At 61.1% G+C, this 22,288-nt stretch carries 14 protein-coding genes; 6 read left to right on the top strand and 8 right to left on the bottom strand.

Annotated features, from left to right (window positions below):
- Nucleotides 1–22: 22 nt before the first annotated feature.
- Nucleotides 23–709: a lysophospholipid acyltransferase family protein gene (locus tag L6762_RS03465; RefSeq protein WP_237185599.1), complete on the bottom strand. Its 687-nt coding sequence runs from the start codon at nt 707–709 to the stop codon at nt 23–25.
- A gap of 122 nt (nt 710–831) precedes the next feature.
- Nucleotides 832–3,705: an excinuclease ABC subunit UvrA gene (gene uvrA / locus L6762_RS03460; protein WP_237185598.1), complete on the bottom strand. Its 2,874-nt coding sequence runs from the start codon at nt 3,703–3,705 to the stop codon at nt 832–834.
- A gap of 162 nt (nt 3,706–3,867) precedes the next feature.
- On the opposite strand from uvrA, the gene L6762_RS03455 reads away from it, so the two are divergent.
- From L6762_RS03455 to L6762_RS03445, 3 genes are all read left to right on the top strand, one after another.
- Nucleotides 3,868–4,572, top strand: a complete 705-nt coding sequence (locus L6762_RS03455) for an MBL fold metallo-hydrolase (protein WP_237185597.1) — start codon at nt 3,868–3,870, stop codon at nt 4,570–4,572.
- 44 nt (nt 4,573–4,616) lie between these two features.
- Nucleotides 4,617–6,332 carry a D-lactate dehydrogenase gene (gene dld, locus L6762_RS03450; RefSeq protein ID WP_237185596.1) on the top strand — a complete coding sequence of 572 codons (1,716 nt, stop codon included), beginning with the start codon at nt 4,617–4,619 and terminating at the stop codon, nt 6,330–6,332.
- Between the two features lie 176 nt (nt 6,333–6,508).
- Complete coding sequence (locus tag L6762_RS03445) at nt 6,509–8,119, top strand: alpha/beta hydrolase (RefSeq protein ID WP_237185595.1); 1,611 nt, start codon at nt 6,509–6,511, stop codon at nt 8,117–8,119.
- A 98-nt stretch (nt 8,120–8,217) separates the two neighbouring features.
- On the opposite strand, the gene L6762_RS03440 is transcribed toward L6762_RS03445, so the two are convergent.
- Nucleotides 8,218–9,927, bottom strand: coding sequence for a formate--tetrahydrofolate ligase (locus L6762_RS03440; protein WP_237185594.1), 1,710 nt, complete (start codon nt 9,925–9,927; stop codon nt 8,218–8,220).
- A gap of 238 nt (nt 9,928–10,165) precedes the next feature.
- Between L6762_RS03440 and L6762_RS03435 the strand changes: the two genes are divergently transcribed.
- Nucleotides 10,166–11,674 (top strand): L-lactate MFS transporter, encoded by a 1,509-nt coding sequence (locus L6762_RS03435; RefSeq protein WP_237185593.1) that lies wholly within the window; start codon nt 10,166–10,168, stop codon nt 11,672–11,674.
- A 49-nt stretch (nt 11,675–11,723) separates the two neighbouring features.
- Here L6762_RS03435 and L6762_RS03430 read toward each other — a convergent pair whose 3' ends face one another.
- The 3 genes from L6762_RS03430 to L6762_RS03420 all read right to left on the bottom strand — a co-directional run bounded on the left by L6762_RS03430 (nt 11,724) and on the right by L6762_RS03420 (nt 15,857).
- The gene (locus L6762_RS03430) at nt 11,724–12,353 is read right to left on the bottom strand and encodes a cation transporter (protein WP_237185592.1); all 630 of its coding nucleotides are present in this window, start codon (nt 12,351–12,353) and stop codon (nt 11,724–11,726) included.
- 113 nt (nt 12,354–12,466) lie between these two features.
- Nucleotides 12,467–14,209, bottom strand: coding sequence for an ABC transporter ATP-binding protein (locus L6762_RS03425; RefSeq protein ID WP_237185591.1), 1,743 nt, complete (start codon nt 14,207–14,209; stop codon nt 12,467–12,469).
- Nucleotides 14,202–15,857 carry an ABC transporter transmembrane domain-containing protein gene (locus L6762_RS03420; protein WP_237185590.1) on the bottom strand — a complete coding sequence of 552 codons (1,656 nt, stop codon included), beginning with the start codon at nt 15,855–15,857 and terminating at the stop codon, nt 14,202–14,204. Before L6762_RS03420 ends, L6762_RS03425 begins: the two co-directional genes overlap by 8 nt.
- A 345-nt stretch (nt 15,858–16,202) precedes the next feature.
- Between L6762_RS03420 and L6762_RS03415 the strand changes: the two genes are divergently transcribed.
- The gene (locus tag L6762_RS03415) at nt 16,203–18,806 is read left to right on the top strand and encodes a DEAD/DEAH box helicase (RefSeq protein WP_237185589.1); all 2,604 of its coding nucleotides are present in this window, start codon (nt 16,203–16,205) and stop codon (nt 18,804–18,806) included.
- Nucleotides 18,807–19,015: 209 nt separating this feature from the next.
- Nucleotides 19,016–20,428 carry an alpha/beta fold hydrolase gene (locus L6762_RS03410; protein ID WP_237185588.1) on the top strand — a complete coding sequence of 471 codons (1,413 nt, stop codon included), beginning with the start codon at nt 19,016–19,018 and terminating at the stop codon, nt 20,426–20,428.
- A gap of 59 nt (nt 20,429–20,487) precedes the next feature.
- On the opposite strand, the gene L6762_RS03405 is transcribed toward L6762_RS03410, so the two are convergent.
- Nucleotides 20,488–20,892: an SdpI family protein gene (locus L6762_RS03405; protein WP_237185587.1), complete on the bottom strand. Its 405-nt coding sequence runs from the start codon at nt 20,890–20,892 to the stop codon at nt 20,488–20,490.
- 199 nt (nt 20,893–21,091) lie between these two features.
- Complete coding sequence (locus tag L6762_RS03400) at nt 21,092–22,288, bottom strand: TerC family protein (RefSeq protein WP_237185586.1); 1,197 nt, start codon at nt 22,286–22,288, stop codon at nt 21,092–21,094.

The following is a 22,288-nucleotide window of genomic DNA, read 5'->3' as shown; positions in this document are numbered from 1 at the left end:
CTAGCCCGCGCTGGGTGCTGGGCTAGATTCCCCCGTCGCGTTCTGCTGACGGTGAGACGTTGTATTCGTTTTTGCGGGGCTGGCCAGAGAGCTGGGCGATAGCGTCCATAATCTGGTCGGTGGTCTGGCGGCGCTGCTTGCCGCTCATACGCTCCCCCAGTTTTTCGAAGGTCATGGGCTCCCCCACCCGCACCGTAAAACGGTGAGGGTAGACCATGTTGGAGCCCGGCTTTTGAATCTTATCGGTACCAATCAGGCCGATGGGCACTACGGTGGCCCCGGTCATGTGAGCCAGCCAGGCCACCCCGATTTTTCCCTTATAGAGGTAGCCGTCGCGGGAGCGGGTGCCCTCGGGGTAGATACCGAAGACCTTGCCCTCGTTGAGGCGGTCGAGGGCGGTTTCGAGGGCCTTCATGGACTCTTTTTTGTCGGTGCGGTTGACCGGAATAATGTCGATGACCTGGAAGAGGGTCTTCATGGCCTTGCCCTTAAAGCCCGGTGAGTTGACGTACTCAGACTTGGCGAGAAAGGCAACCCGGCGGGGCATGAGGGCTGAGATAATCACCGAGTCAAGGAAGGCCAGGTGGTTGGAGGCCACGATGACGGGGCCCTCAGCGGGGAAGTTCTCAAGGCCGGTCACGCGGGCGCGGAAGACGGTACGGAGCAGGGCTTCGACGGTCTTTTGAGTTGCCTTGTATTTGAGGGACATGAGAACTCCTTGGTGCACAGCTGGCGGGGCCTACCGTGGCAGGCACCCCACCCGGGGTATGCTTTTTGAAATTTTAGGGCTGTTTTGACCTATTTAGCATACCCCGGCGGGGTGCTGCTGCCCTAGAGCATCTCAGCTAGGAAGCGGCCGGTGTGGGATTCGGGAACGGTTGCCAGCTGCTCGGGGGTACCGGTTGCCAGCACGGTGCCACCGCCGTCGCCGCCTTCGGGGCCCATGTCGATGAGCCAGTCGGCGCTCTTGATGACGTCCAGGTTGTGCTCGATGGTAATGACGGTGTTGCCTTTATCCACCAGGCCCTGTACCACTCCAAGGAGCTTGCGGATATCTTCAAAGTGCAGACCGGTGGTGGGCTCATCGAGCACGTAGATGGAGCGGCCGTTGGAGCGCTTTTGCAGTTCGGTAGCCAGCTTGACGCGCTGGGCTTCACCGCCGGAGAGGGTGGTCGCTGACTGGCCCAAACGCACATAGCCGAGGCCCACGTCCACCAGGGTGTCAAGATAGCGCGAAATCTTGGTGAAAGCGGCGAAGAATTCTGCGGCTTCAGAGACCGGCATTTCAAGGACGTCGGCAATAGTCTTGCCCTTGTAGTGCACTTCGAGGGTCTCGCGGTTGTAGCGCTTGCCCTTGCAGACCTCACAGGGCACGTAGACATCGGGCAGGAAGTTCATCTCAATCTTGAGGGTGCCATCGCCCGAGCAGGCTTCGCAGCGTCCGCCCTTGACGTTGAAGGAGAAACGACCGGGCTGGTAGCCGCGCATCTTGGCTTCGGTGGTTTCTGCAAAGAGCTTGCGGATGTGGTCAAAGACGCCGGTATAGGTCGCCGGGTTTGAACGCGGGGTGCGGCCGATGGGCGACTGGTCCACGTGGATAATCTTGTCGAGGTGCTCCAGGCCGGTAATGGTCTTGTGACGGCCCGGCACCTGCTTGGCCCCGTTGAGCTTATTCGCCAGGGAGGTGTAGAGAATATCGTTGACCAGGGTGGACTTGCCCGAACCGGAGACGCCGGTGACGGCGGTGAGCACACCCAGGGGGAACTCGACATCTACGTTCTTGAGGTTGTTTTCACGAGCCCCAATGACCTTGATGGTGCGCTTGGGGTCAACCGGACGGCGGGTGGCGGGCACCGTGATGGCGCGGCGTCCGGCCATGTAGTCACCGGTCACGGAGTTTTTATTCTCAAGGAGCTCGGCAAAGGTACCCGAGTGCACGATCTGCCCGCCGTGCTCGCCAGCGCCGGGGCCAACGTCCACGATCCAGTCAGCTTCCTTCATGGTGTCTTCGTCGTGCTCCACCACGATGAGGGTATTGCCCATGTCACGCAGCTTGGTGAGGGTTTCAATCAGTCGGCGGTTATCGCGCTGGTGTAGGCCAATGGAGGGTTCGTCCAGCACGTAGAGCACGCCCACCAGGCCGGAGCCAATCTGGGTTGCCAGGCGGATACGCTGGGCTTCACCGCCCGAGAGGGTACCCGCAGAGCGGGCCAGGTTCAGGTAGTCCAGGCCCACATCGAGCAGGAACTGCAGGCGGGCATCAATTTCTTTGAGCACCAGCTCAGCAATCTTAGCCTCGCGCTCACTCAGGGCCAGCGAGCGCATGAAGGTGAGGGCATCGCGCATGGGCATGTCGGTGACGTCGGCGATGGACTTGCCGCCGACGGTGACGGCCAGGATGGTGGGGTTGAGGCGGGCGCCGTTGCAGGAGGTGCAGGCGACCTTACGCATGTACTGTTCGTAGCGGTCTTTTGACCAGTCTGATTCGGTTTCTTCGTACTTGCGTTTGATGTAGGCGCTTGCACCCTCGAAGCCGGAGGTGTAGCGGCGTTCGCGGCCGAAGCGGTTTTTGTAGGCGACGGTGACCTTGTAGTCCTTGCCGTTCAGGATAGCTTTTTTGACCTTGGCGGGAAGGTCTTTGAAGGGGGTGGCAAGGTCGAAGTCGAGTTCTTCAGCGAGGCCGGCGAGCAGGCGGAGCCAGTATTCGCTGGTTGCCTTGCCGGTGGCCCAGGGGGCGACCGCTCCCTCGGCCAGGGAAAGGTCGGGGTTGGGCACAATCAGGTCGGTGTCTACTTCAAGTGTGGAGCCGATACCGTCGCAGGCGGCGCAGGCGCCGAAGGGCGAGTTAAAGGAGAAGGCGCGGGGTTCTACCTCGGTGACGGCCAGCGGGTGGCCGTTGGGGCAGGCCAGGTTTTCGCTGAAGGAGCGGGTGCGGCCCGGGGCGTCGGCGTCCTCGTCCACGAAGTCGATGAGGACCTTGCCGTCGGCGAGCCCCAGCGCGGTTTCGACGGAGTCGGTCAGGCGCTGGTGGACGCTCTCCTTAATGGCGATACGGTCAACGACGACCTCGATGGTGTGCTTGTACTGCTTTTCGAGTTTGGGTGGGTCGGTGAGTTGGATGACCTCGCCGTCCACGCGGGCGCGGGCGTAGCCGGCGGTGGAGAGTTCTTTGAAGAGGTCGACGAACTCGCCCTTGCGGGCTGAGACCACGGGGGCGAGCACCTGCAGGCGGGTTTTCTCGGGGTAGTCCATGAGGGTATCAACGATTTGCTGGGGGGACTGCTTAGAGATTTCCTCGCCGCACTCGGGGCAGTGGGGGTGGCCCACACGCGCCCAGAGCAGGCGCATGTAGTCGTAGATTTCGGTGATGGTGCCGACAGTTGAGCGCGGGTTCTTAGAGGTAGATTTCTGATCGATGGAGACAGCCGGTGAAAGGCCCTCGATGAAGTCGACATCGGGTTTGTCGACCTGGCCCAGGAACATGCGGGCGTAGGAGGAGAGGGATTCGATGTAGCGGCGCTGGCCCTCGGCGAAGATGGTGTCGAAGGCGAGGGAGGATTTGCCCGACCCGGAGAGGCCAGTGAAGACGACCATGGCGTCGCGGGGGATGTCGAGGTCGACGTTTTTGAGGTTGTTTTCGCGGGCGCCCTGCACACGGATATGGGTGAGGTCGTTGCCGGTGGGTTGTGTGGCTGAGCCTGCCATGAGTCACCTATCTAAGAGAATGTTTCGAAGATATATTCTATAGGCTTTGAGTGGCTGATGAAAGCGTCTCCCCCTCCCGGTTTGTACCGCCTCCTGCTCATTCTGGGGTCTTAAAACGGGCAGGGCATGGTACAAAGTGGTGTGAGAGCCTAGAATGGGGCCATGAGTGACCTAGCCAATACCCTAATTTTTGAGTCCGATGCCCTGACCGTGCGGTCCATTGCGGTATCGGAGATGGAAAACAACGTCTACCTGCTGACCCACCGGGCGAGCGGTGGGCAGGTGCTGATTGATGCCGCGGACGATTTTCCCGCCATCAACGCCTTCGCTCAGCAGGCTGCCGCCGCCGACTCCCCCGCTGCCCACGGCCAGGCGGGGGCTGGCGTCCGCGCCCTGGTGACCACCCATTCCCACTGGGACCATATCCGTGCCCTGCCCGAGGCTGTTGAAGCTTGGGACCCGGCAACCTACTGCGGTGCCCCCGATGCTGAGGCTATCGCCGAGCAGGAAGGCGTAGAGGTTGAAGAACGCCTGGTGGGCGGCGAGCGTCTGACCTTAGCCGGTATTGAGCTTGAGGTGATTGCCCTGCGCGGGCATACCCCGGGTTCAATTGCCCTTGCCCTGCGGGTATCTGAGGGGGCGGACGCCGGTAAGCGGGCTCTGCTGTTCACCGGGGATTCGCTCTTCCCGGGCGGGGTGGGCAAGACCAACTCTCCCCAGGATTTTGAGCAGCTTTTTGCCGATGTTTCAGAACGTATCTTCGCCCGCTTTGACGATAGCACCCTGGTGCTGCCGGGCCACGGCGACTCCACCACCCTGGGCAGGGAACGCCTCCAGCTGCCTGCGTGGAAGGAGCGGGGCTGGTAGTAGAATCAAAGTGAAAGCACTAACCCTCGACAGAAAAATGTGAGATGACCTCCCCAGCAAACTCAGGAGCCCATCAGCAGGCCCTCGCGGCATTCAAGGACATTGTGGGCTCTGACCATGTGCTCACCGCAGAGCACGCGACCATGCCCTACAGCAAGGGCTACCGCTTCGGCGGCGGCCCCCTGCTTGCCGTCCTCCGCCCCACCACCCTGGTGCAGATGTGGAAGGCGCTCCAGGTCTGCGTCGACCACAACCTCATGGTCATCCCCCAGGCCTCTAACACCGGTCTGACCGGCGGTTCCGGCCCCGGCTTCCAGGACTACGACCGCCCCATCGTGCTCATCTCAACCCACCTCATCAACCAGGTGCACCTGATTAACGACGCCCACGAGGCCATCTCCCTGGCGGGCGCCACCCTCACCCACCTGACCGAAGAACTGGCACCACACGGCCGCGAACCCCACTCGGTGATCGGGTCCACCTCCATCGGTGCCTCGGTCATCGGCGGTATCGCCAATAACTCCGGCGGCAGCCAGATTCGTAAGGGCCCGGCCTTCACACGCGAAGCCATCTACGCCCGCGTCACCGAAGAAGGCAAGGTCGAGCTGGTCAACCACCTGGGCATCTCCCTGGGCGATGACCCCGAGGTCGCCCTCGACCGCCTGCAGCGCGGCGCCTGGTCGGCGGACGATGTCACCCCCGCCCCTGCCGACAGCAGCGAGACCGAGTACGCCGCCCACCTCCGCAAGATGGAGCCGACCCCCGCCCGCTACAACTCCAACCCCGAGTACCTGTTTGAGGCGTCCGGATCCGCTGGCAAAATCATGGTCTTTGCCGTGCGAACCCGCACCTTCCCGCTCGAGAAGAACCCCGCCATGTTCTACATCGGCACCCACAACCCCCGCGAGCTCGAAGAAATCCGCCGCATCTTCCTCGAAGCTGACATGCCCCTGCCCATCTCGGGTGAGTACATGGGCCGCAGCGCCTTCGACCTGGCAGAAAAGTACGGCAAAGACACCTTCGTTTTCCTCAAGTACATGAGCTCTGCACTGCAGACCCGCATGTTTGCCTTCAAGACCTGGGCTAACGGGGTCTTCGGTAAGGTTCCGGGCATCGGCCCCACCTTCGCAGACACCGTCTCCCAGCGTTTCTTCGACCTGGTCCCCAGCCAGCTGCCCAAGCGTATGCTGGAGTACCGCGACCGCTTCGAACACCACCTGCTGCTCACCGTCAGCGAAGCCCAGAAGCAGGCGACCGAAACCATGCTCAAGGACTTCTTCGCAGCTCCCGAACATGAGGGCGACTTCTTCATCTGCACGGCGGACGAGGCCCAGAGCGCCAACCTTCACCGCTTCGGCGCTGCCAGCGCGGCCACCCGCTACGCCAGCATGAAGCGCAAGGAGCTGGGCGAGCTCATTCCCATCGATGTTGCCCTGCGCCGGGACGACTGGGACTGGCTAGAGGTACTGCCCCCTGAAATTGCTAGCCAGCTGGACGTTACCGCCTACTACGGCCACTTCTTCTGCCACGTCATGCACCAGGATTACGTTGCCAAGAAGGGCGTTGACCCCCATAAGCTGCACGACGATATCCAGGAGCTGCTCGAGGCCCGTGGCGCCAAGCTGCCGGCTGAACACAACTACGGCCGTCTCTACCACATGCCTGAGGCTATGGTGGAGCACTTCAAGGAACTGGATCCCACTAACACCTTCAACGCTGGTATTGGCGGCACCTCCCCCAAGAGGGACTGGGCTGAGTAAATTCTCCGCCTAGCGGCGGGGTGGCAGGTTCATCCTGACGGCTGATTTCTTAAGACAGGCGTGAGAGTACACTGGTTTTCACAGACATATGAAAGCCATTCTCACCTGACTGCTTGTGCGGGCCTACCGTCGATATAGGGCAGGCTCGCACAAGCGGTCACAGAAAGAAGTTAACCGTGCCCACCCCGATCCCCCGCACCACCTACCTAACCACAGCCGTCCTCACCATCAGCGCCCTGGCGCTAGCAGGCTGTAGCCTCAGTATCCCCTCAGCCCAGGAGCCCTCCGATCAGGCGCTTGCTCCTGCCGCCGACCGGGCAAACGGGGCAAGCTGGCAGCGGGAAAACTTTGAGAACTTCTACGACCAGACCATCACCTGGGGTGAGTGCACTGCCGAGCACAGCGGTTTCTCACCCGAGAACGAAGAAATCTTGAAGGAAACCGGCTTTGACTATGCCAACTACGAGTGCGGCACCGTCACCGCTCCGCTGAACTGGGGCGACCCCGAGGACAACCGCACCGTCGAGTTGGCCGTCAGCCGCACTGTATCAACCGGGGGTAAGGAGCAGATGCCCCTCTTCACCAACCCCGGCGGGCCGGGCATCGGCGGTATTCAGCACGCCATGTCGCTGGCAACCGACCCCTCTTTTGCACCCGTACTGGAAAGCCACCAGCTCTGGGGCTTTGACCCGCGCGGTATTGGGGCGTCCTCCCCCGTGGTATGCGAGTCAGACTCTGAAGTTGCCGCCGTACAGCTTGCCGAATGCGCCGCTAGCTCAGAGGTTGCCAACTACATGGGCACCTCCCAGGTAGCCCGCGATATGGAGCTGCTCCGCTCCCTAGCCGGGGGCGAGCGCCTCGACTACCTGGGCTACTCCTACGGCACCATGCTGGGGGCCACCTACGCCACCCTCTTCCCCGAGAAGGCAGGACGCATGGTGCTCGACTCGGCTGAAAATGCCCAGTGGGGTGCCCTGACCCACAACTACGACCAGATGGTGGCGGTATCGAAAGCTGTGGGTGCCCTGGCAGACCGATGCTCCGACCTCACCACCTCAGAAGGTGCAGCCGTGACCTGCCCCTTCACCAGCGAGCGCGAAATGCTCGACTACCAGAAGTCCCTAACCGACAAGCCCCTGGTGGCCAGTGACGGCACCGAGATTACCGGTTTAGAGCTGCGTGATTACCTGACCAGCCAGCTCTACGGGCCGGACGTCATGCAAGGGGACGGCCTAGACCTGCTGGGTAAAGCCAAGGCCGGGGATAAGGAAGCGGTAGACGCCCTTGCCCAGATGATTGCGCATAACAGCGCTGAGATTGATACGGCCGGGCAGCTGGTGGTGTGCCCCTCTAAGCCTAAGACTCCGGACGTAGAGGCCCTGCTGGCTCATATGAAGGAGGTGGGCGTTCCCGAGTTCATTGGCGGCCCTGAGATCACCGATGAGGTGCTGGCTGAGTTTACCGAGTTCGACTGTGCGGTTTTGCCCGCGACCGGCACCGATATCACGACGTCTTTCGACGCTTCGAAGGTTTCAACCGACCTGCTGGTCATTGGCATTACCGGTGACCACGCCACCCCCTACCAGCACGGCAAGGAGCTGGCCCGCCAGCTGGGGAAGGCTTCCTTCGTAACCTTGGAGGGTACGGGCCACGGGGCGTCCTTCTCCGGCCGCTCTACCTGCGTCGATGAGTTGGCGACCGCCTACCTGGTCGACGGCACCGTTCCCAAGGACGGTACCGTGTGCCAGCCGGATGCCCCGGGTGAGGACGCCCCCGAACAGCAGTAACCTCGCCCTTAAGGGACTAGGTACCATCTAAATCAGAAAAACCCACCTGACTGGTGGGTTTTTCTGATTTAAATGGTACCTACCTGTTTAAAGGCGGTTTAGAAGAGGCCGACCATGGTGCCGTTCTCGTCAAAACCGATACGTTCGGCAGCCGGGGACTTGGCCAAGCCAGGCATGGTCCGCATGGTACCGCAGATGGCGTACACATAACCGGCACCGGCGGCCAGGCGCACCTCGCGCACGGGCAGGGTCCAACCGGTCGGAGCACCCTTCAGCGAGGCGTCAGCCGAGATGGACAGGTGGGTCTTGGCGATGACAACCGGCAGCTTGCCGTAGCCCAGCTCCTCGTAGCGGGCCAGCTGCTTGGCCGCAGCCGGGGCGACCTCAATGCCGTCCGCCCCGTAGACCTTGGTGGCAACCTTCTCGATCTTGGTGGTCAGGCTGTCTTCGTCCTCGTAGGTGTAGGTCAGCTCGCTCACGTCATCGCAGGCTGCGGCGACGGCGTCCGCCAGCTCGGTCACGCCCTTACCGCCCTCGGCAACGCCGCGGTGAATCGCCACGCGAGCGCCAGCCTCCTCGGCAATGCGGCGGATCGTCTCGTGTTCTGACTCGAAATCGGTGGGGAAGGCGTTGATAGCAACCACCGGCTGCACACCGAAGGAGCGCACAATCTCGATGTGCTTGAGCAGGTTAGCGGCGCCTGCCTCGACGTCCTCGGTGTTCTCTGCCAGCAGGCCCTCGGGCAGGGGCTTGCCGGGCACAATCTTATAGCGGCCCGAGTGGGACTTGAGGGAGCGGACGGTGACCACCAGGACGGCGGCGTCCGGCTTCAGACCGGAGACGCGGCACTTGACGTTGAAGAAACGCTCAGCACCCATATCAGCACCGAAGCCGGCCTCGGTGATGACATAATCGGCGTGCTCCAGTCCTACATAGTCAGCCACAACCGAGGAGTTGCCGGTAGCGATATTGCCGAAGGGGCCAGCGTGGATCAGGGCGGGGGTTTTCTCCAGGGTCTGCAGGAGGTTGGGGTTGATGGCGTCCGCCAGAATGACGGCCATGGCCCCGTCAGCCTTGAGGTCAGCAGCGGTGACGGGATCACCGTCCACGTTGAGGCCAATCACGATCTTGGCCAGGCGCTCCTGCAGGTCGGCGAAGCTGGTGGAGAGCGAGAGAATCACCATGATTTCGCTGGCTGAGGTGATATCGAAGCCGGTTTCGCGGGGCACACCGTCCATGCGCTCACCCAGACCAATAACGATGTTGCGCAGGGCGCGGTCGTTCATGTCGATGACGCGGCGCCAGGTGATGGCGCGGGTGTCGATGCGCAGCTCGTTGCCGTGGTGCAGGTGGTTGTCAATCATGGCAGCAAGCAGGTTGTGGGCTGCGGTAACGGCGTGGAAGTCACCGGTCAGGTGCAGGTTGAGCTTCTCCATGGGGACAATCTGGGAGTAGCCGCCACCTGCTGCGCCGCCCTTGATGCCGAAGGTGGGGCCCATGGAGGGCTGACGCAGGGTCAGCATGGCCTTGCGGCCGGTTGCTGCCATACCTTGGGCCAGGGAGACCGAGGTTGCGGTCTTACCTTCACCAAGAGGGGTGGGGGTAACGGCTGTGACCACGATGTACTTGGAGCCACGGGCCAGGGCCTTTTCTGCGGTGGTGTCGTCGGTCAACTGCACTTTGGCAACGTACTTGCCGTAGGGCTCTAGGCGATCTTCATTGATGCCAGACGCTGCGGCAATCTCGGTAATCGGCTGCAGGGTCGCTGCCTGGGCGATTTCAAGATCAGAGGGGAAGGGCTTGCTCATAATGTGAACTTCCTTGTTTACTAGCTTATCTGCCACCACCCAGTTTAGTGCCCTGAGTCATGTTTTGTAGAGCCAGCACACTCATACATCTCAAGGAATACTCAAAATTTTAGAAGAGCTACCAGGCCTGCCACCCCTAGAAAAGGCAGCATACGCCAGCCGCCGGCATGGGGTAATGTTGAGCGCATCACTACACATTAAATTTCGCCAGCAGACACACATCTCAGAGGAAAGCTTCATGTCAGTTCTTGATAGGTCAGCTATCGTAGCACCCGTCACTTTTAACCGCTGGTTCATGGCCCCAGCGGCACTTGCCATTCATCTCTGCATCGGGCAGGTCTACGCCTGGTCAGTCTTCAAGACCCAGCTGGTCACCCACTTTGGCTCAACCGAAACCGCGGTGGGCTGGGTCTTCTCTCTCGCCATCGCCATGCTGGGTATCTCAGCGGCCATCGGCGGCACCTGGGTGGAGCGGGTTGGTCCTCGCAAGTCGATGCTAACGGCGGGAACCTGCTGGGTTCTAGGCTTTCTTATCGCGTCTCTCGGTGTGACCACCAACCAGCTGTGGTTAGTTTTCCTGGGTTACGGTGCACTCGGCGGCGTTGGGCTTGGCCTGGGCTACATTTCCCCGGTATCTACCCTCATGAAGTGGTTCCCTGACCGCCCGGGCATGGCCACCGGGCTTGCCATCATGGGTTTTGGTGGCGGTGCGCTCATCGCCTCCCCCGTATCGGCCCAGCTCATGGAACTCTTTTCAGGCTCAGCGGAAAAGACAGAACAGGCATCAGCGCTCGTCCCCTCCTTCTTAGTTCTCGCTGCTTCCTACGCCCTCATTATTCTGCTGGGCGCTTTCGTGATTAGGGTCCCCCACCCCGACTGGAAGCCCGCCGGTTTCGACCCGCCCCAGCAGAAGCCCAACACCATGCGTACCAATAAGAACGTCACCGCAGCCCAGGCTATCCGCACGCCCCAGTTCTGGCTGCTCTGGACGGTACTGTTCACCAACGTCACCGCCGGTATCGGTCTGCTTGAATCAGCCTCCCCCATGATTCAGTCCTACTTCCCCATCTCCGCCGCGGCGGCAGCCGGATTTGTCGGCCTACTGTCCCTGGGCAACATGGGTGGCCGCTTCGTCTGGTCATCAACCTCAGATATCATCGGCCGTAAGAATATCTACGTCATGTACCTGGGTGTAGGGCTGGCCCTCTACATCATCTGGGCACTCTTCGGCAACGTCAGTCTGGTGCTCTTCATCGCTACCGCTTTCATCATTATTTCCTTCTACGGCGGTGGCTTTGCCACCATCCCGGCCTACCTGCGCGATATGTTTGGCACCCTACAGGTAGGGGCCATCCACGGCCGCCTGCTAACCGCCTGGTCAGCTGCGGGTATTGCTGGGCCGCTCATCGTCAACCTGGTTCAGGACACCGTGCGCGGTGGCAACCCCGATGCCTCTGGCGCCGAGCTCTACCAGCCCTCCCTCTTCATCATGGTAGGCGTGCTAGCTATCGGGTTCATCGCCAACCTGCTGGTCAAGCCGGTGAACGAGAAGCACCATGCCTCAGAGAAAGACATGGCCAAGCTGGCGGGCCACGGGAAGCTAGGTACCTCCGACCAACAAATTAGGGTCAACGCCGGTGGCCCGCTGCATACCCTGGCAGCCTGGGCCCTGACCCTACTCGTCACAAGTGGCTTGGTCTATGGCCTGGCCCAGACCGTGATTCGTTCACTGGCGCTTTTTAGCTAAAGACCAGAGGCCCTGCCCTGACAGCTCCCCGCGAGTTCAGAGCAGGGCCTTAGTCGTCGTCGAGGTCGCCAGCTAAGGCCTTGGCGGCCAGCGATTCCTCATGGGCGGTTTCCCATACTTCCTTGGCAGCCCCCAGGTTCAGCACCAGGATGAGGGCACCAAGTACCAGATCAGGCCAGCCGCTTCCTACCCAGGCGGTGAGACCGGCTACAACGATGATAGCGAGGTTAATGAGTACATCGTTGCGAGCTGCCAAAAAGGCGGCTGCTGTGAGCGACCCGGCACCGGCACGGAAACGGGCCAGAATCAGGGTACAGATAAGGTTGACCACCACAGCCCCACCTGCGGTAATGAAGAGGGTGAGCGCATCGGGGGCGCCAGGGTCAGGGAATTTAGCCACAATCTGCCAGACAGCGGCCAGGGCCGGGAGCAGGATAATGAGGGCGGACGCCTTCCCCGCCCTCGCCTGCCAGGTCAGTGACCAGCCCAGGGCGATTGCAATGAGAGTATTGACCGCGAAGTCCTCGAAGAAATCTACGCTGTCGGCCAGCAGGCTGACCGAGCCAATGGCCAGGGCGATAGCTCCCTCGATGAAGAAGTAGGCCAGGTTGAGACCGGCAACCAGCAGGACGGCGCGGCGCAGGCGGACGGGGTCAATTAGGGGCTTAGATGAACTCACGAGTCTAGATTAGCACCGCTCCGCCCCGCCCGGGGTCTCGGGCGGGGTCTCGGGAGGGGCGGCGGCTTAGTCAGAGCGAATGTGGCCCAGACGGCTTAGACCTGTGAGGTTTCTTAGGCGCGGGCAAAGATTTCTGCCGGAGCCCCCTCTGCAACCAGCTCACCGTTTTCCAGGAGCACGGCCCGGTCAGCCAGTGAGGCGATGCGGGCGTCGTGGGAGATGATGATGACGGCTCGGCCCTGCATCACCGCAGCCAGGGACTGGCGGGCGTCCGCCAGTTCTAGCTGGGTAGTTGACTCATCCAGAATCACCGCGTGGGGGTTGGCTGCCACGATACGGGCTAGACCCAGCTGCTGAATCTGGTCGCGGGTGAGCTCTGTGCTACCGCCACCGACCCGACTCTCCAGCCCCTCGGGCAAGTCATCAACCCAGGTGGCGCCGACCGACCGCAGGGCGGTGAGCATCTGTTCGGCGCTAGCGTCGGGGGCTGCCACGGTCATGTTCTCGGCCAGGGAGCCGACAAAGACGTGGGCCTCCTGGGTGCAAATCAGCAGGGCGGGGCGTCCGCTGGCATCGGGCTGGGTGGGGTACAAACCGTTGCCCACCAGCTGACTACCGACCTGCACGGTGCCGCTATCTGCGGTGAGCGACCCGGCAATCAGGCGGGCCAGTGTGGTCTTGCCCGAGCCGGAGCGTCCTACCAGGGCAAGGCTCTCCCCCGCCGCCAGCTGCAGGTCCACCCCCTTAATCACGGGGGCGTCCGGGTCGTACCCGTAGGTCACGCCCTTCAGATCGATAACCGGGGCGGACGCGCCCTGCTCGGGCAGGTGCGCCGGGGCAGCTACCTGCCCGGCGGCACGGCGGGCCTGCTGCTGGTTCGACAAATCGATAACGCCAAAGACGCGCCCCATGGTGACGGTCATTTCGCGCAGGCGGTCGAGCCAGAAGGTGAAGATATCTGAGTTGACGCGCATGGTGAAGAGCATGATGGAGGCGGTTGCAACGTCGCCCCATGTCGCCCAACCCTGTTCCACACAGTAGGCGCCCCAGACCATGGAGAGCACCAGGGGTAGGAAGGAGTTGAAGGCGTCCACGGCCCAGAAGATGGAGCGCACCACAACCATGCGATCGCTGACCTCAAAGGTTTTCCAGATGCGCTCATCCTGCACCCGGGCACGGGCCTCACTGATCCCCAGCTCTTCAACGGTCCCAGCACCGCGAATGTTTTCGGTTGCTACCACGGTCAGGTCGCTGACCGCCTCGGTCTTTTCCCGGGTGAGCTTGGCAATCCGGGGTAGGAAGATCGAGAGCACGATGGTCATCACGATAAACATGGGCACGGTCACCAGGCCGATAGCCGGGTTGACGGTGAAGATGGTAGCTGCGGTAATCACCATGTAGATGCTGATATGGGCGAATTCCGGCAGGCCGGTGGCCAGCACCTGGCGGACGCTATCGACGTCGTCCGTCAGGCGGGCAACAAGGTCGCCGGAGCCGGCGTCCTCAACGGTCTGGGCGTCCAGGTGTAGGGAGGCCCCAACCAGGTCTATGCCCAAATCGCGGTTGAGTCGCACGCCCATTTTCTGGCCTTGGAAGGTCCAGGCACGGGCCAGCAGGGCCCCGGCCACCACGGCAGCACCGATTACCGCCAGCTCAGACCAGGGGTAGCCGGTCAGTTGCCCGGTGGTGGCCCGATCAATGAGCCGCCCCACCATGATGGGAGTAATCAGGGTTGCTACGGAACTAGCCACGAACAGAAGCACCAAGAGAGCTAGCTGCCAGGGGGTCTTGAGAATAGACCTGGCTAGCAGCCGCCAGGTGGTCTTACCGTCGGTTATGGGGAGGAGGTTAGCCACGGGCCTCACCTGCTTTCAGTCGTCGCTCAACCTCCATGGTGGTTGAGACCAGGTAGATCTGGCGGATATGTTCGAGGGGGCCGGGTTTGCCCGTCAGCGCTTCGAGCTGGTTAAGGATGAACTTTTGGCTGGGTTCATCCACCGAGTTCAGGGGCTCGGTGAGCACCAGGACGGACGCCGGCTGGGCCAGGGCCCGGGCCAGGGCCAGGCGCTGCCGCTGGCCCCCCGATAGGTTAGTCCCTTCGGAGGTCAGGATACTGGCCAGGTAGCTCTCGGGGTCGCGGCCACCCAGGCGGAAGGCAATTTCTTCGGAGTCGGTAAGCTTCAAAAGCTCGATCATATGCTCCCGGCTCAGCCCCTGCGTGCCCATCTGCAGGTGCTCAGCCAGGGTGCCAGCAAAGATCATGGGGTTGGGTTCTGAGAGCAGGACGCGCTCGCCCCCGGTGAGGACGCCTGCCGCCTGTTCCCCGCCCGGGGCATGTTGAGCTTGACGCAGGGCTTCGGTCAGGGCTTCGGCGTAGTCCTGGGCAGGCAACCCGGCTTCGCACGGGTTGATGTAGTGAACCGGGGCGCTGGCCCGGGGAACCTCAACCAGCGCCTGCCCTGCTGCGGTGCTGGGAACCGGGGCGGAAGCGTCCTTACTCTCTACCTGAGAGTTAGCCTCAACCTCAGCCGCAAGTCTATCTACACGCTTGAGGGCAATGCGGGCATTGCGCCAAGAGAAGAGCAACATCTCAACCGACCAGATGGGGCCGGTCAGGGTGTTGATCAGACCCACTACCGTGACCAGCTGACCCGCGGGTACCTCTGTAATCCAAGTGCCCTCAGGGGCAGCCCCACGCAGGGCCAGGGCGATTACTACCCAGGTCACAGTTCCCACCAACAGGTTGCGCACAGCGCAGGACCAGGTCTGCACGCTCTCCAGACGAATCTGGGAGGTGTAAACATCCTGGGCCGTTGCCCCGTAGCGGTCCATCATGCGGCACTGGGCGCCCAAGCCCAAAATAGTGCGAATAGACGAGGCAATATCAGAGGCGCGGGAGGTAGACACCCCTACCTTGTCACGGAAAATATCCGCGTGCTTTTCCAAGAGTTTGGAAATCCAGGTGAGAGTCAGCATGGTGAGAATCAGGCCCCCCAGAGCCACCACCGCGATCGCCGGGCTAATACGCCAGAGCTGCCAGGTGCCCAGACCGGTCACCCCCACAGCAGAAAATGACAGAATCATGGGCTGCCACATCTGGGCCATGGAGCGGGCGTCCTTGTTCAAAATCGCAATGAGGGCACCGGTATCGCGGTTGGGGCTGCGTGAAATGAGGTTGGCAATGTAGAGCCGCCAGTCCCGCTCGATGCGGGCTACCACCCTAAAGGTGATGCCCCAGCCCACAAATTCAACAATCGACAAATAGACCACTACGCCCACTAACAGCCATACCAGCCGCCAGGCAGCTGCCTCATCGCCGGAGGTATGCAGGTCAATAATCGTGCCTACCAGAACCGGCAGGAAGACCAGGGCGAGGGAGGTCAGAATATCGAGGGGGAAAGGCAGAAAGAAGAGGGGTCGCCAGCGGAAGCCCGGTGGGGCGATACGGAACTTAACTTTTTCTTTGGGTATCTTGGTTTTTGTCTCGTCAGTCATCTCAGCCATCAGGCTACTCTTTCAGCGTGTGCGTGCGGGTGTGCAGGTCGTGTGTGAGGGAAAAACCCGCAGGGCATAAAAATACCTACCGGGTTCGTTTGCCCCGATAGGTGTGTCTACGTCAGGTTATCGTACTCGTCTAACCAGCAGTCGGGCTAGAAGCGAGCGCACCATTGATGTGTCTACCCACGGGGAGGCTGTTGAAGGGAATAGGTCGATTATTCATTTCGTGGGCCTCCTTTCGTGAGCTAGATATGCGGTTAAGTTCTGCCCTTTACCTTAGAACACTCTGGGCAGGTTTGACAAGCGTCACACCCATCTTTATCTTGACCGGTCTATTAAACTAGAAGAACCATGAAGATTCTTCCCTTTCTCTCCCCCTCTTTAGCCGATAACAGCAAGCCCTATTTCCGTGGCGATTTTGCCTCTAACCCGCTCACGGGCGATGAAGCCTACAAGGCCTTTCTAGCTTGGATTGAGGCTCGCGGTATGCAGCTGTACCCGGCCCAGGACGAAGCTGTGCTTGATTTGGCGGCGGGCAACAACGTCATTTTGGCGACTCCCACCGGGTCGGGTAAGTCTACCGTTGCGGTGGCTGCCCACTTTATGGGCCTGGCAACCGGTCAGCGCTCCTACTACACCGCACCCATCAAAGCCCTGGTGTCTGAGAAGTTCTTTGATCTCTGTGAGATTTTTGGGGCTGAGAATGTCGGTATGGTCACCGGTGATTCTTCGATTAACGCCGACGCCCCCATTGTCTGCTGCACCGCCGAAATCCTGGCTAATGTGGTCTTGAGAGAGGGCGAAGGGGCAGATGTGACCCAGGTAGTGATGGACGAGTTCCATTTCTATTCTGACCCCCAGCGTGGCTGGGCCTGGCAGGTCCCCCTGCTAGATCTGCCCCAGGCTCAGTTCCTGCTCATGAGCGCAACCCTGGGCGACACCAGCCGCTTTGAACGGGAGCTGACCGAGCTAACCGGCCGCCAGACGTCCTTGGTCACCAGCGAAACCCGCCCCATCCCCCTCAACTACACCTATTCGCGTGAGCCCCTGGTGGAGAAGGTAGACGAGCTGGTGAGCACCCACCAGGCCCCGGTCTACATTGTGCATTTCTCCCAGCTACAGGCCATTGATACTGCCGCTTCACTCATGAGCCTGGCCATTGCGTCGAAAGAAGACAAGGAGCGGATTAACGAGCTGACCGCAGGCTTCCGCTACTCGGCGGGCTTCGGTAAGCAGCTGCAAAAATACATTAAGAACGGCATCGGCATCCACCATGCTGGCATGCTACCCAAGTACCGCCGCCTGGTGGAGCAGCTGGCCCAGGCGGGCCTGCTCAAGGTCATCTGCGGTACCGATACGCTGGGTGTGGGTATCAACGTCCCCATCCGCACTGTTCTGGTCACTGCCCTGTCAAAGTTTGACGGGCAGCGTACCCGCCGGCTCAAGTCCCGTGAGTTCCACCAGATTGCAGGACGCGCGGGCCGGGCTGGCTTTGATACCGCAGGTTACGTGGTGGTCCAGGCCCCCGAACACGAAATTGAGAACGACCGCCTTGAGGCCAAGGCCCGGGAGAAGTTCAACGGGGACGAGAAGAAGATGGCCCAGTCGCTGCGGGGCAAAAAGAAGAAGCCTCCGCAGGGTTTTGTGGCCTGGAGCGAGAAGACCTTTGAGCAGATTATTGCTGCTGAGCCTGAGCCGCTGACCTCCTCTTTCCAGATGACTCACTCCATGATGCTCAATATGCTACAGCGTGAGGCTGACCCCTTTGAGACCGTCATGCTCTTTTTGACCGCTAACCACGAGCCGCCCATCAAGCAGCGGGCCCTCAAGCGCAAGGCTATTGGTATCTACCGGGAGCTGCTGAACGGGGGTGTGGTGGAGCGCCTGCCGGAGCCGGACGAGTTCGGCCGTACCGTGCGCCTGACTGTCTCGCTGCAGGAGAACTTCGCCCTGAATCAGCCGCTCTCCCCTTTCGCGCTGGCTTCTCTGTCTTTGCTCGATAAGGAGTCGGAGTCCTATGCCCTCGATGCGGTTTCGGTGATTGAGTCCACTCTGGAAAAGCCCCGCCAGGTGCTCATTGGCCAGGAGAAAAAGGCCAAGAGTGAGGCCCTGGCCGAGATGAAGGCTGAGGGGCTGGACTACAACGAGCGCATGGCTGAGCTCGACAAAATCACCTACCCCCAACCCCTCGCTGACCTGCTGGAACAGGCTTTTGAGACCTATTCGGCGGGCGCTCCTTTTATGAAGGAGTTTGAGGTTGAGCCCAAGAGCGTGGTGCGTGATATGTACGAAAGGGCCATGGGCTTTGGTGACTATGTGCAGTTTTACGGGCTGGAGCGGTCCGAAGGTATTCTGCTGCGCTACCTGTCGGACGCCTACAAGGCCCTGCGCCAGACTGTGCCCCTATCTGCCCTGACCGACGAGCTGACCGATGTGATCGAGTGGCTGGGCGAGGTTATCCGTCAGACCGACTCCTCCCTGGTGGACGAGTGGGAGCGCCTGGCAGCCGGAGAGGAAGGCACTCCGGTTCAGGACTCTCTTGAAGAGCTAGTTGCCGAGTCAGCTCCCAAGGTGACGAGCAACGTCCGCGCCTTTAAGGTGATGGTGCGCAATGCTCTCTTCCGCCGGGTTGAGCTTTTTGCGGACGAGCGCGACCGCCTGCTGGGTGAGCTGGACGGTGAGCGCTCGGGCTGGGACGCCGACCGCTGGGCCGAGGCCATGGATGATTACTTTGAGGAGTATGAGGATATCTTTACGGACGCCGAGGCCCGCTCCCCGCGTCTGATTGAGATTGACGACGACACGGCGGCCCACCCCGGGGTCTGGAAGGTCCGCCAGATCTTTGCCGACCCCGACGACAACCACGATTTCGGGATTGTCGCCCGGGTCGACCTGGCCGCCTCAGACGAGGAAGGCGCGCCCGTGGTGCTGATTGAGAGCGTGGGGGCTTTCTAGTTTCCCAGTAAGGGACCAGATTCCTACCGAAGTCCTGATGGGCATGACATACTATCGGTAGTTATCTGGTCCCTACTAGGTGGGGGTAGCGATTCTCGCTTCTAAAGCGGTCACATTAGAACTTCTTACGCCCCACATCAAAGCCGGGGCAGAAAAGCTAGGGTAGCCTAACGGTAGAAGAAAGACCGCACCGCGTGCAAAGGAGCCCCATGCCTACCCACCCCCGCCTGCCCCAGCCGTCCCACCGCGTCGGCGCCACCCACACCATCGACTCCCTCAAACTGGTTGACCACTGGTTCACTGTGCCCCTCACCCACGGGCTCATCTACGGCAAGGGCGAGGCAGCCGCCCTAGACTCCCGCTTTGCCAATCAGACCATCACCGTCTTTGCCCGCGAAGTCATTGATACCTCTGACGCCCTGACCACCCCCGTGGACGAGCGCCCCTACATGGTCTACCTGCAGGGTGGCCCCGGCGGCAAGAGCCCCCGCCCCATCTCGGAAGGCGGCTGGGTCCACGAGCTAGCCAAGACCCACCGCCTGATACTGCTGGACCAGCGCGGCACCGGCAATTCCACCCCGCTCTCAGCCCGCGTCATCACCGCCCAGGGCAGCCCCGAAGTGCAGGCTGAGTTCTGTGAGCTGTTCCGTGCCGACTCCATCATTGCCGACACCGAGGTCGTCCGCGAATTCCTCCTGACCGACCGCCAAGATAAGCGCTGGTCAACCATGGGCCAGAGCTTCGGCGGCTTCTTGACTCTCTCCTACCTCTCCTTCGCCCCCGAGTCCCTCAAGGACTCCCGTATGACCGCCGGGCTTGCCCCCATCCGCTCCCACGTGGACGAGGTCTACCGCTCCACCCTGGACCGTATGAAGGAGCGCATCGAGGAATACTACGGCTGGTACCCCGAAGACAGGGAGCTGGCTGTCCGCATCTGCGAGCACCTGGCCAAGAACGAAGAATACCTGCCCACCGGCGAGCGCCTCACCCCGCACCGCTTCCAGATGCTGGGCAATATTTTGGGTGGTAATGGCCGGGCTAGGGGTTTGCACTATGTTCTGGAATCGGCTTTCGCTGAATCGGAAAACTGGCTCTCTGACCAGTTCCTGACGGAGGTCAGCGCCCAGGTCAGCTTCCAGGCTGGCCCCCTCTACGGCCTGCTGCACGAGACGATTTATGCGGACGGCCCCGCACAGGAGCTGGGGGGCACCTCGCCGTCCGCTTCACCGACGAACTGGTCTGCTGCCCGCATGTACGCGGAGCGCCCGGACTTTGCCGAGGACGTCTCTCCCCTGCTGCTGACCGGTGAGCATATCTTCCCCTGGTATTACGAGGAGGACCCGGCTCTGCGTCCGTTAGCTGAAGTTGCCCAGCTGCTGGCAGAGAAGAAGGACTGGGGCCGCCTCTACGACCACGACCAGCTGGCCCGCAACGAGGTTCCCCTGGTTGCAGCGGCCTACGTGCCCGATGTGTACGTGGACTACGCCCACTCGATGAAGACCGCCGAGTTTGTGGGTAACACCCGCGTGTGGACGTCGAAGACCCACCACCATGACGGTCTAGGCGCTGACGGCCCCCTGATTCTGGGCCATCTGAAGAATTTGCTGGCTGATATGCGCTAACTGAGTTTAGCTATAACAAGAAGGCCGAGGGGTGTAGCTGCACCTCTCGGCCTTTTTGTTCAGCGATGGGTTGGGGAGGTCTGCTGGTCTTGTTCCCAGGCCCGGTGGGCGTCGTTGGCGGCGGACGTTCCTCTTGTCATGGCAGCTACCATCATGGCGATGGTGGGAAGGATCAGAAAGGCGAGACCAACCGGAATAACTGCAGAATTGTGAGCCATCAGCCCCAGGATTAGGACGACGGCCGCCCCAACAATCTGAGCCCAGGCGCAGATTCGCAGAACTGGAGCAATCGCCTTGTGGGCCGCGTACCAGGCGGCATCCGACTGCATGGTTGCTGTGGTGCGGATTCCCACCAGTCCGTTACGGCGCAGGGTGCCGGCTGCACCCATGCGGGCTATCGTCAGAAAGAGCCCGCCCAGCAAGAGCAGGCAAAAGACCAGGGGTAGATAATCGGCTGCAGACATGGAAACTCCCTTCTTGGGCAGAAACAGGGGTTAAGGTCAATTCTACTCAAACCTGAAATCTAGTTCTAGAGCCCCAGCTCTTGTGACACCGCCACACGCAAAGACCGCTGGCCCCTTCCCTCTCGGGATGGGGCCAGCGGTCGTGAAGCCGGGGCGGGCGTCCGCACCCCTGATTATTGGGGCGGACGCCTACCGCCGGTTAGGCGCTGCGCTCGGCGTGAGCGGTGCGGGCACGACGTACCAGGTCCTGGTACTCGTTCTCAGACTCAATCAGCTCGTCGCGGTACTTCTGCGGAATCTCGCGGGACTTAGCTACCTCAGCATCAAGCTTGCTCTGAATCTCAGCGCGCTCAGCCTCAGAAGCATCGGCGGGCAGGTTCAGGTACTTCTCAGACAGGGTCTGAACACGCTGGATGGTTGCCAGGGCCTTGCCCTTGGGTGAGAGTAGGGAGGCCAGGACGGTCACAATCAGCACACCCACAATGACGGTCAGTGAGAAGCCGATGGTTACTTCAACAACGTGAACCGGGTGACCGTCGTTGATGAAGGGCAGGGTGTTCTCGTGCAGGGCGTGCAGCAGCAGCTTCACACCGATGAAGGCCAGGATGATGGACAGGCCCCATGAGAGGTAGATGAGGCGGTCCAGCAGGCCGTCAATCAGGAAGTAGAGCTGACGCAGACCCATCAGGGAGAAGGCGGTTGCGGTGAAGACGATGTAGGCTTCCTGGGTCAGACCAAAGATTGCGGGGATGGAGTCCAGGGCGAAGAGGATGTCGGTACCACCGATAGCTACCATGACCAGCAGCATGGGGGTCATGACCTTCTTGCCGTTTTCTACGGTGAAGAGCTTGTCGCCGTCGTAGTAGTCAACGGTGTTGAACATCTTCTTGGCCAGGCGAACGACGAAGTTGTTGGCTTCGTCCTCTTCTTCCTTGTCGGTGACTTCACCCTTGATGAGGTTACCGGCGGTGTAAATCAGGACCAGGCCGAAGAGGTAGAAGACCCCGCTCCAGCGCTCAATAGCGGCCGCGCCCACCAGAATAAAGATGGTGCGGGCGATCATCGCGAAGATAATACCGAAGAGCAGAACCTTTTGCTGGTCCTCACGCGGCACCTTGAAGGAGGCCATGATAATCAGGAAGACAAAGAGGTTATCGACGCTCAAAGCCTTCTCGGTGATGTAGCCGCCGTAGTATTCAGCGGCGAACTGGGTGCCGTCCCAGAAGAGGATGACCAGGCCAAAGAGTAGGGCGATACCCACGTAGACGGCCGACCAAATCGCGGCTTCCTTGATGGTGGGTTCATGCGCTTTACGCACGTGGAAGAAGAAGTCATAAGCAAGCAGTGCCAGGATGAACGCAATCGTTACACCCCACTGCAACCCAGTGATATGCAT

It is taken from the genome of Rothia nasimurium (assembly GCF_928381705.1).
Taxonomy (GTDB): Bacteria; Actinomycetota; Actinomycetes; order Actinomycetales; family Micrococcaceae; genus Rothia; species Rothia nasimurium_G.
The sequence above is the reverse complement of the archived record's forward strand: the minus strand, read 5'-3'. Positions and strand labels throughout refer to the sequence as shown.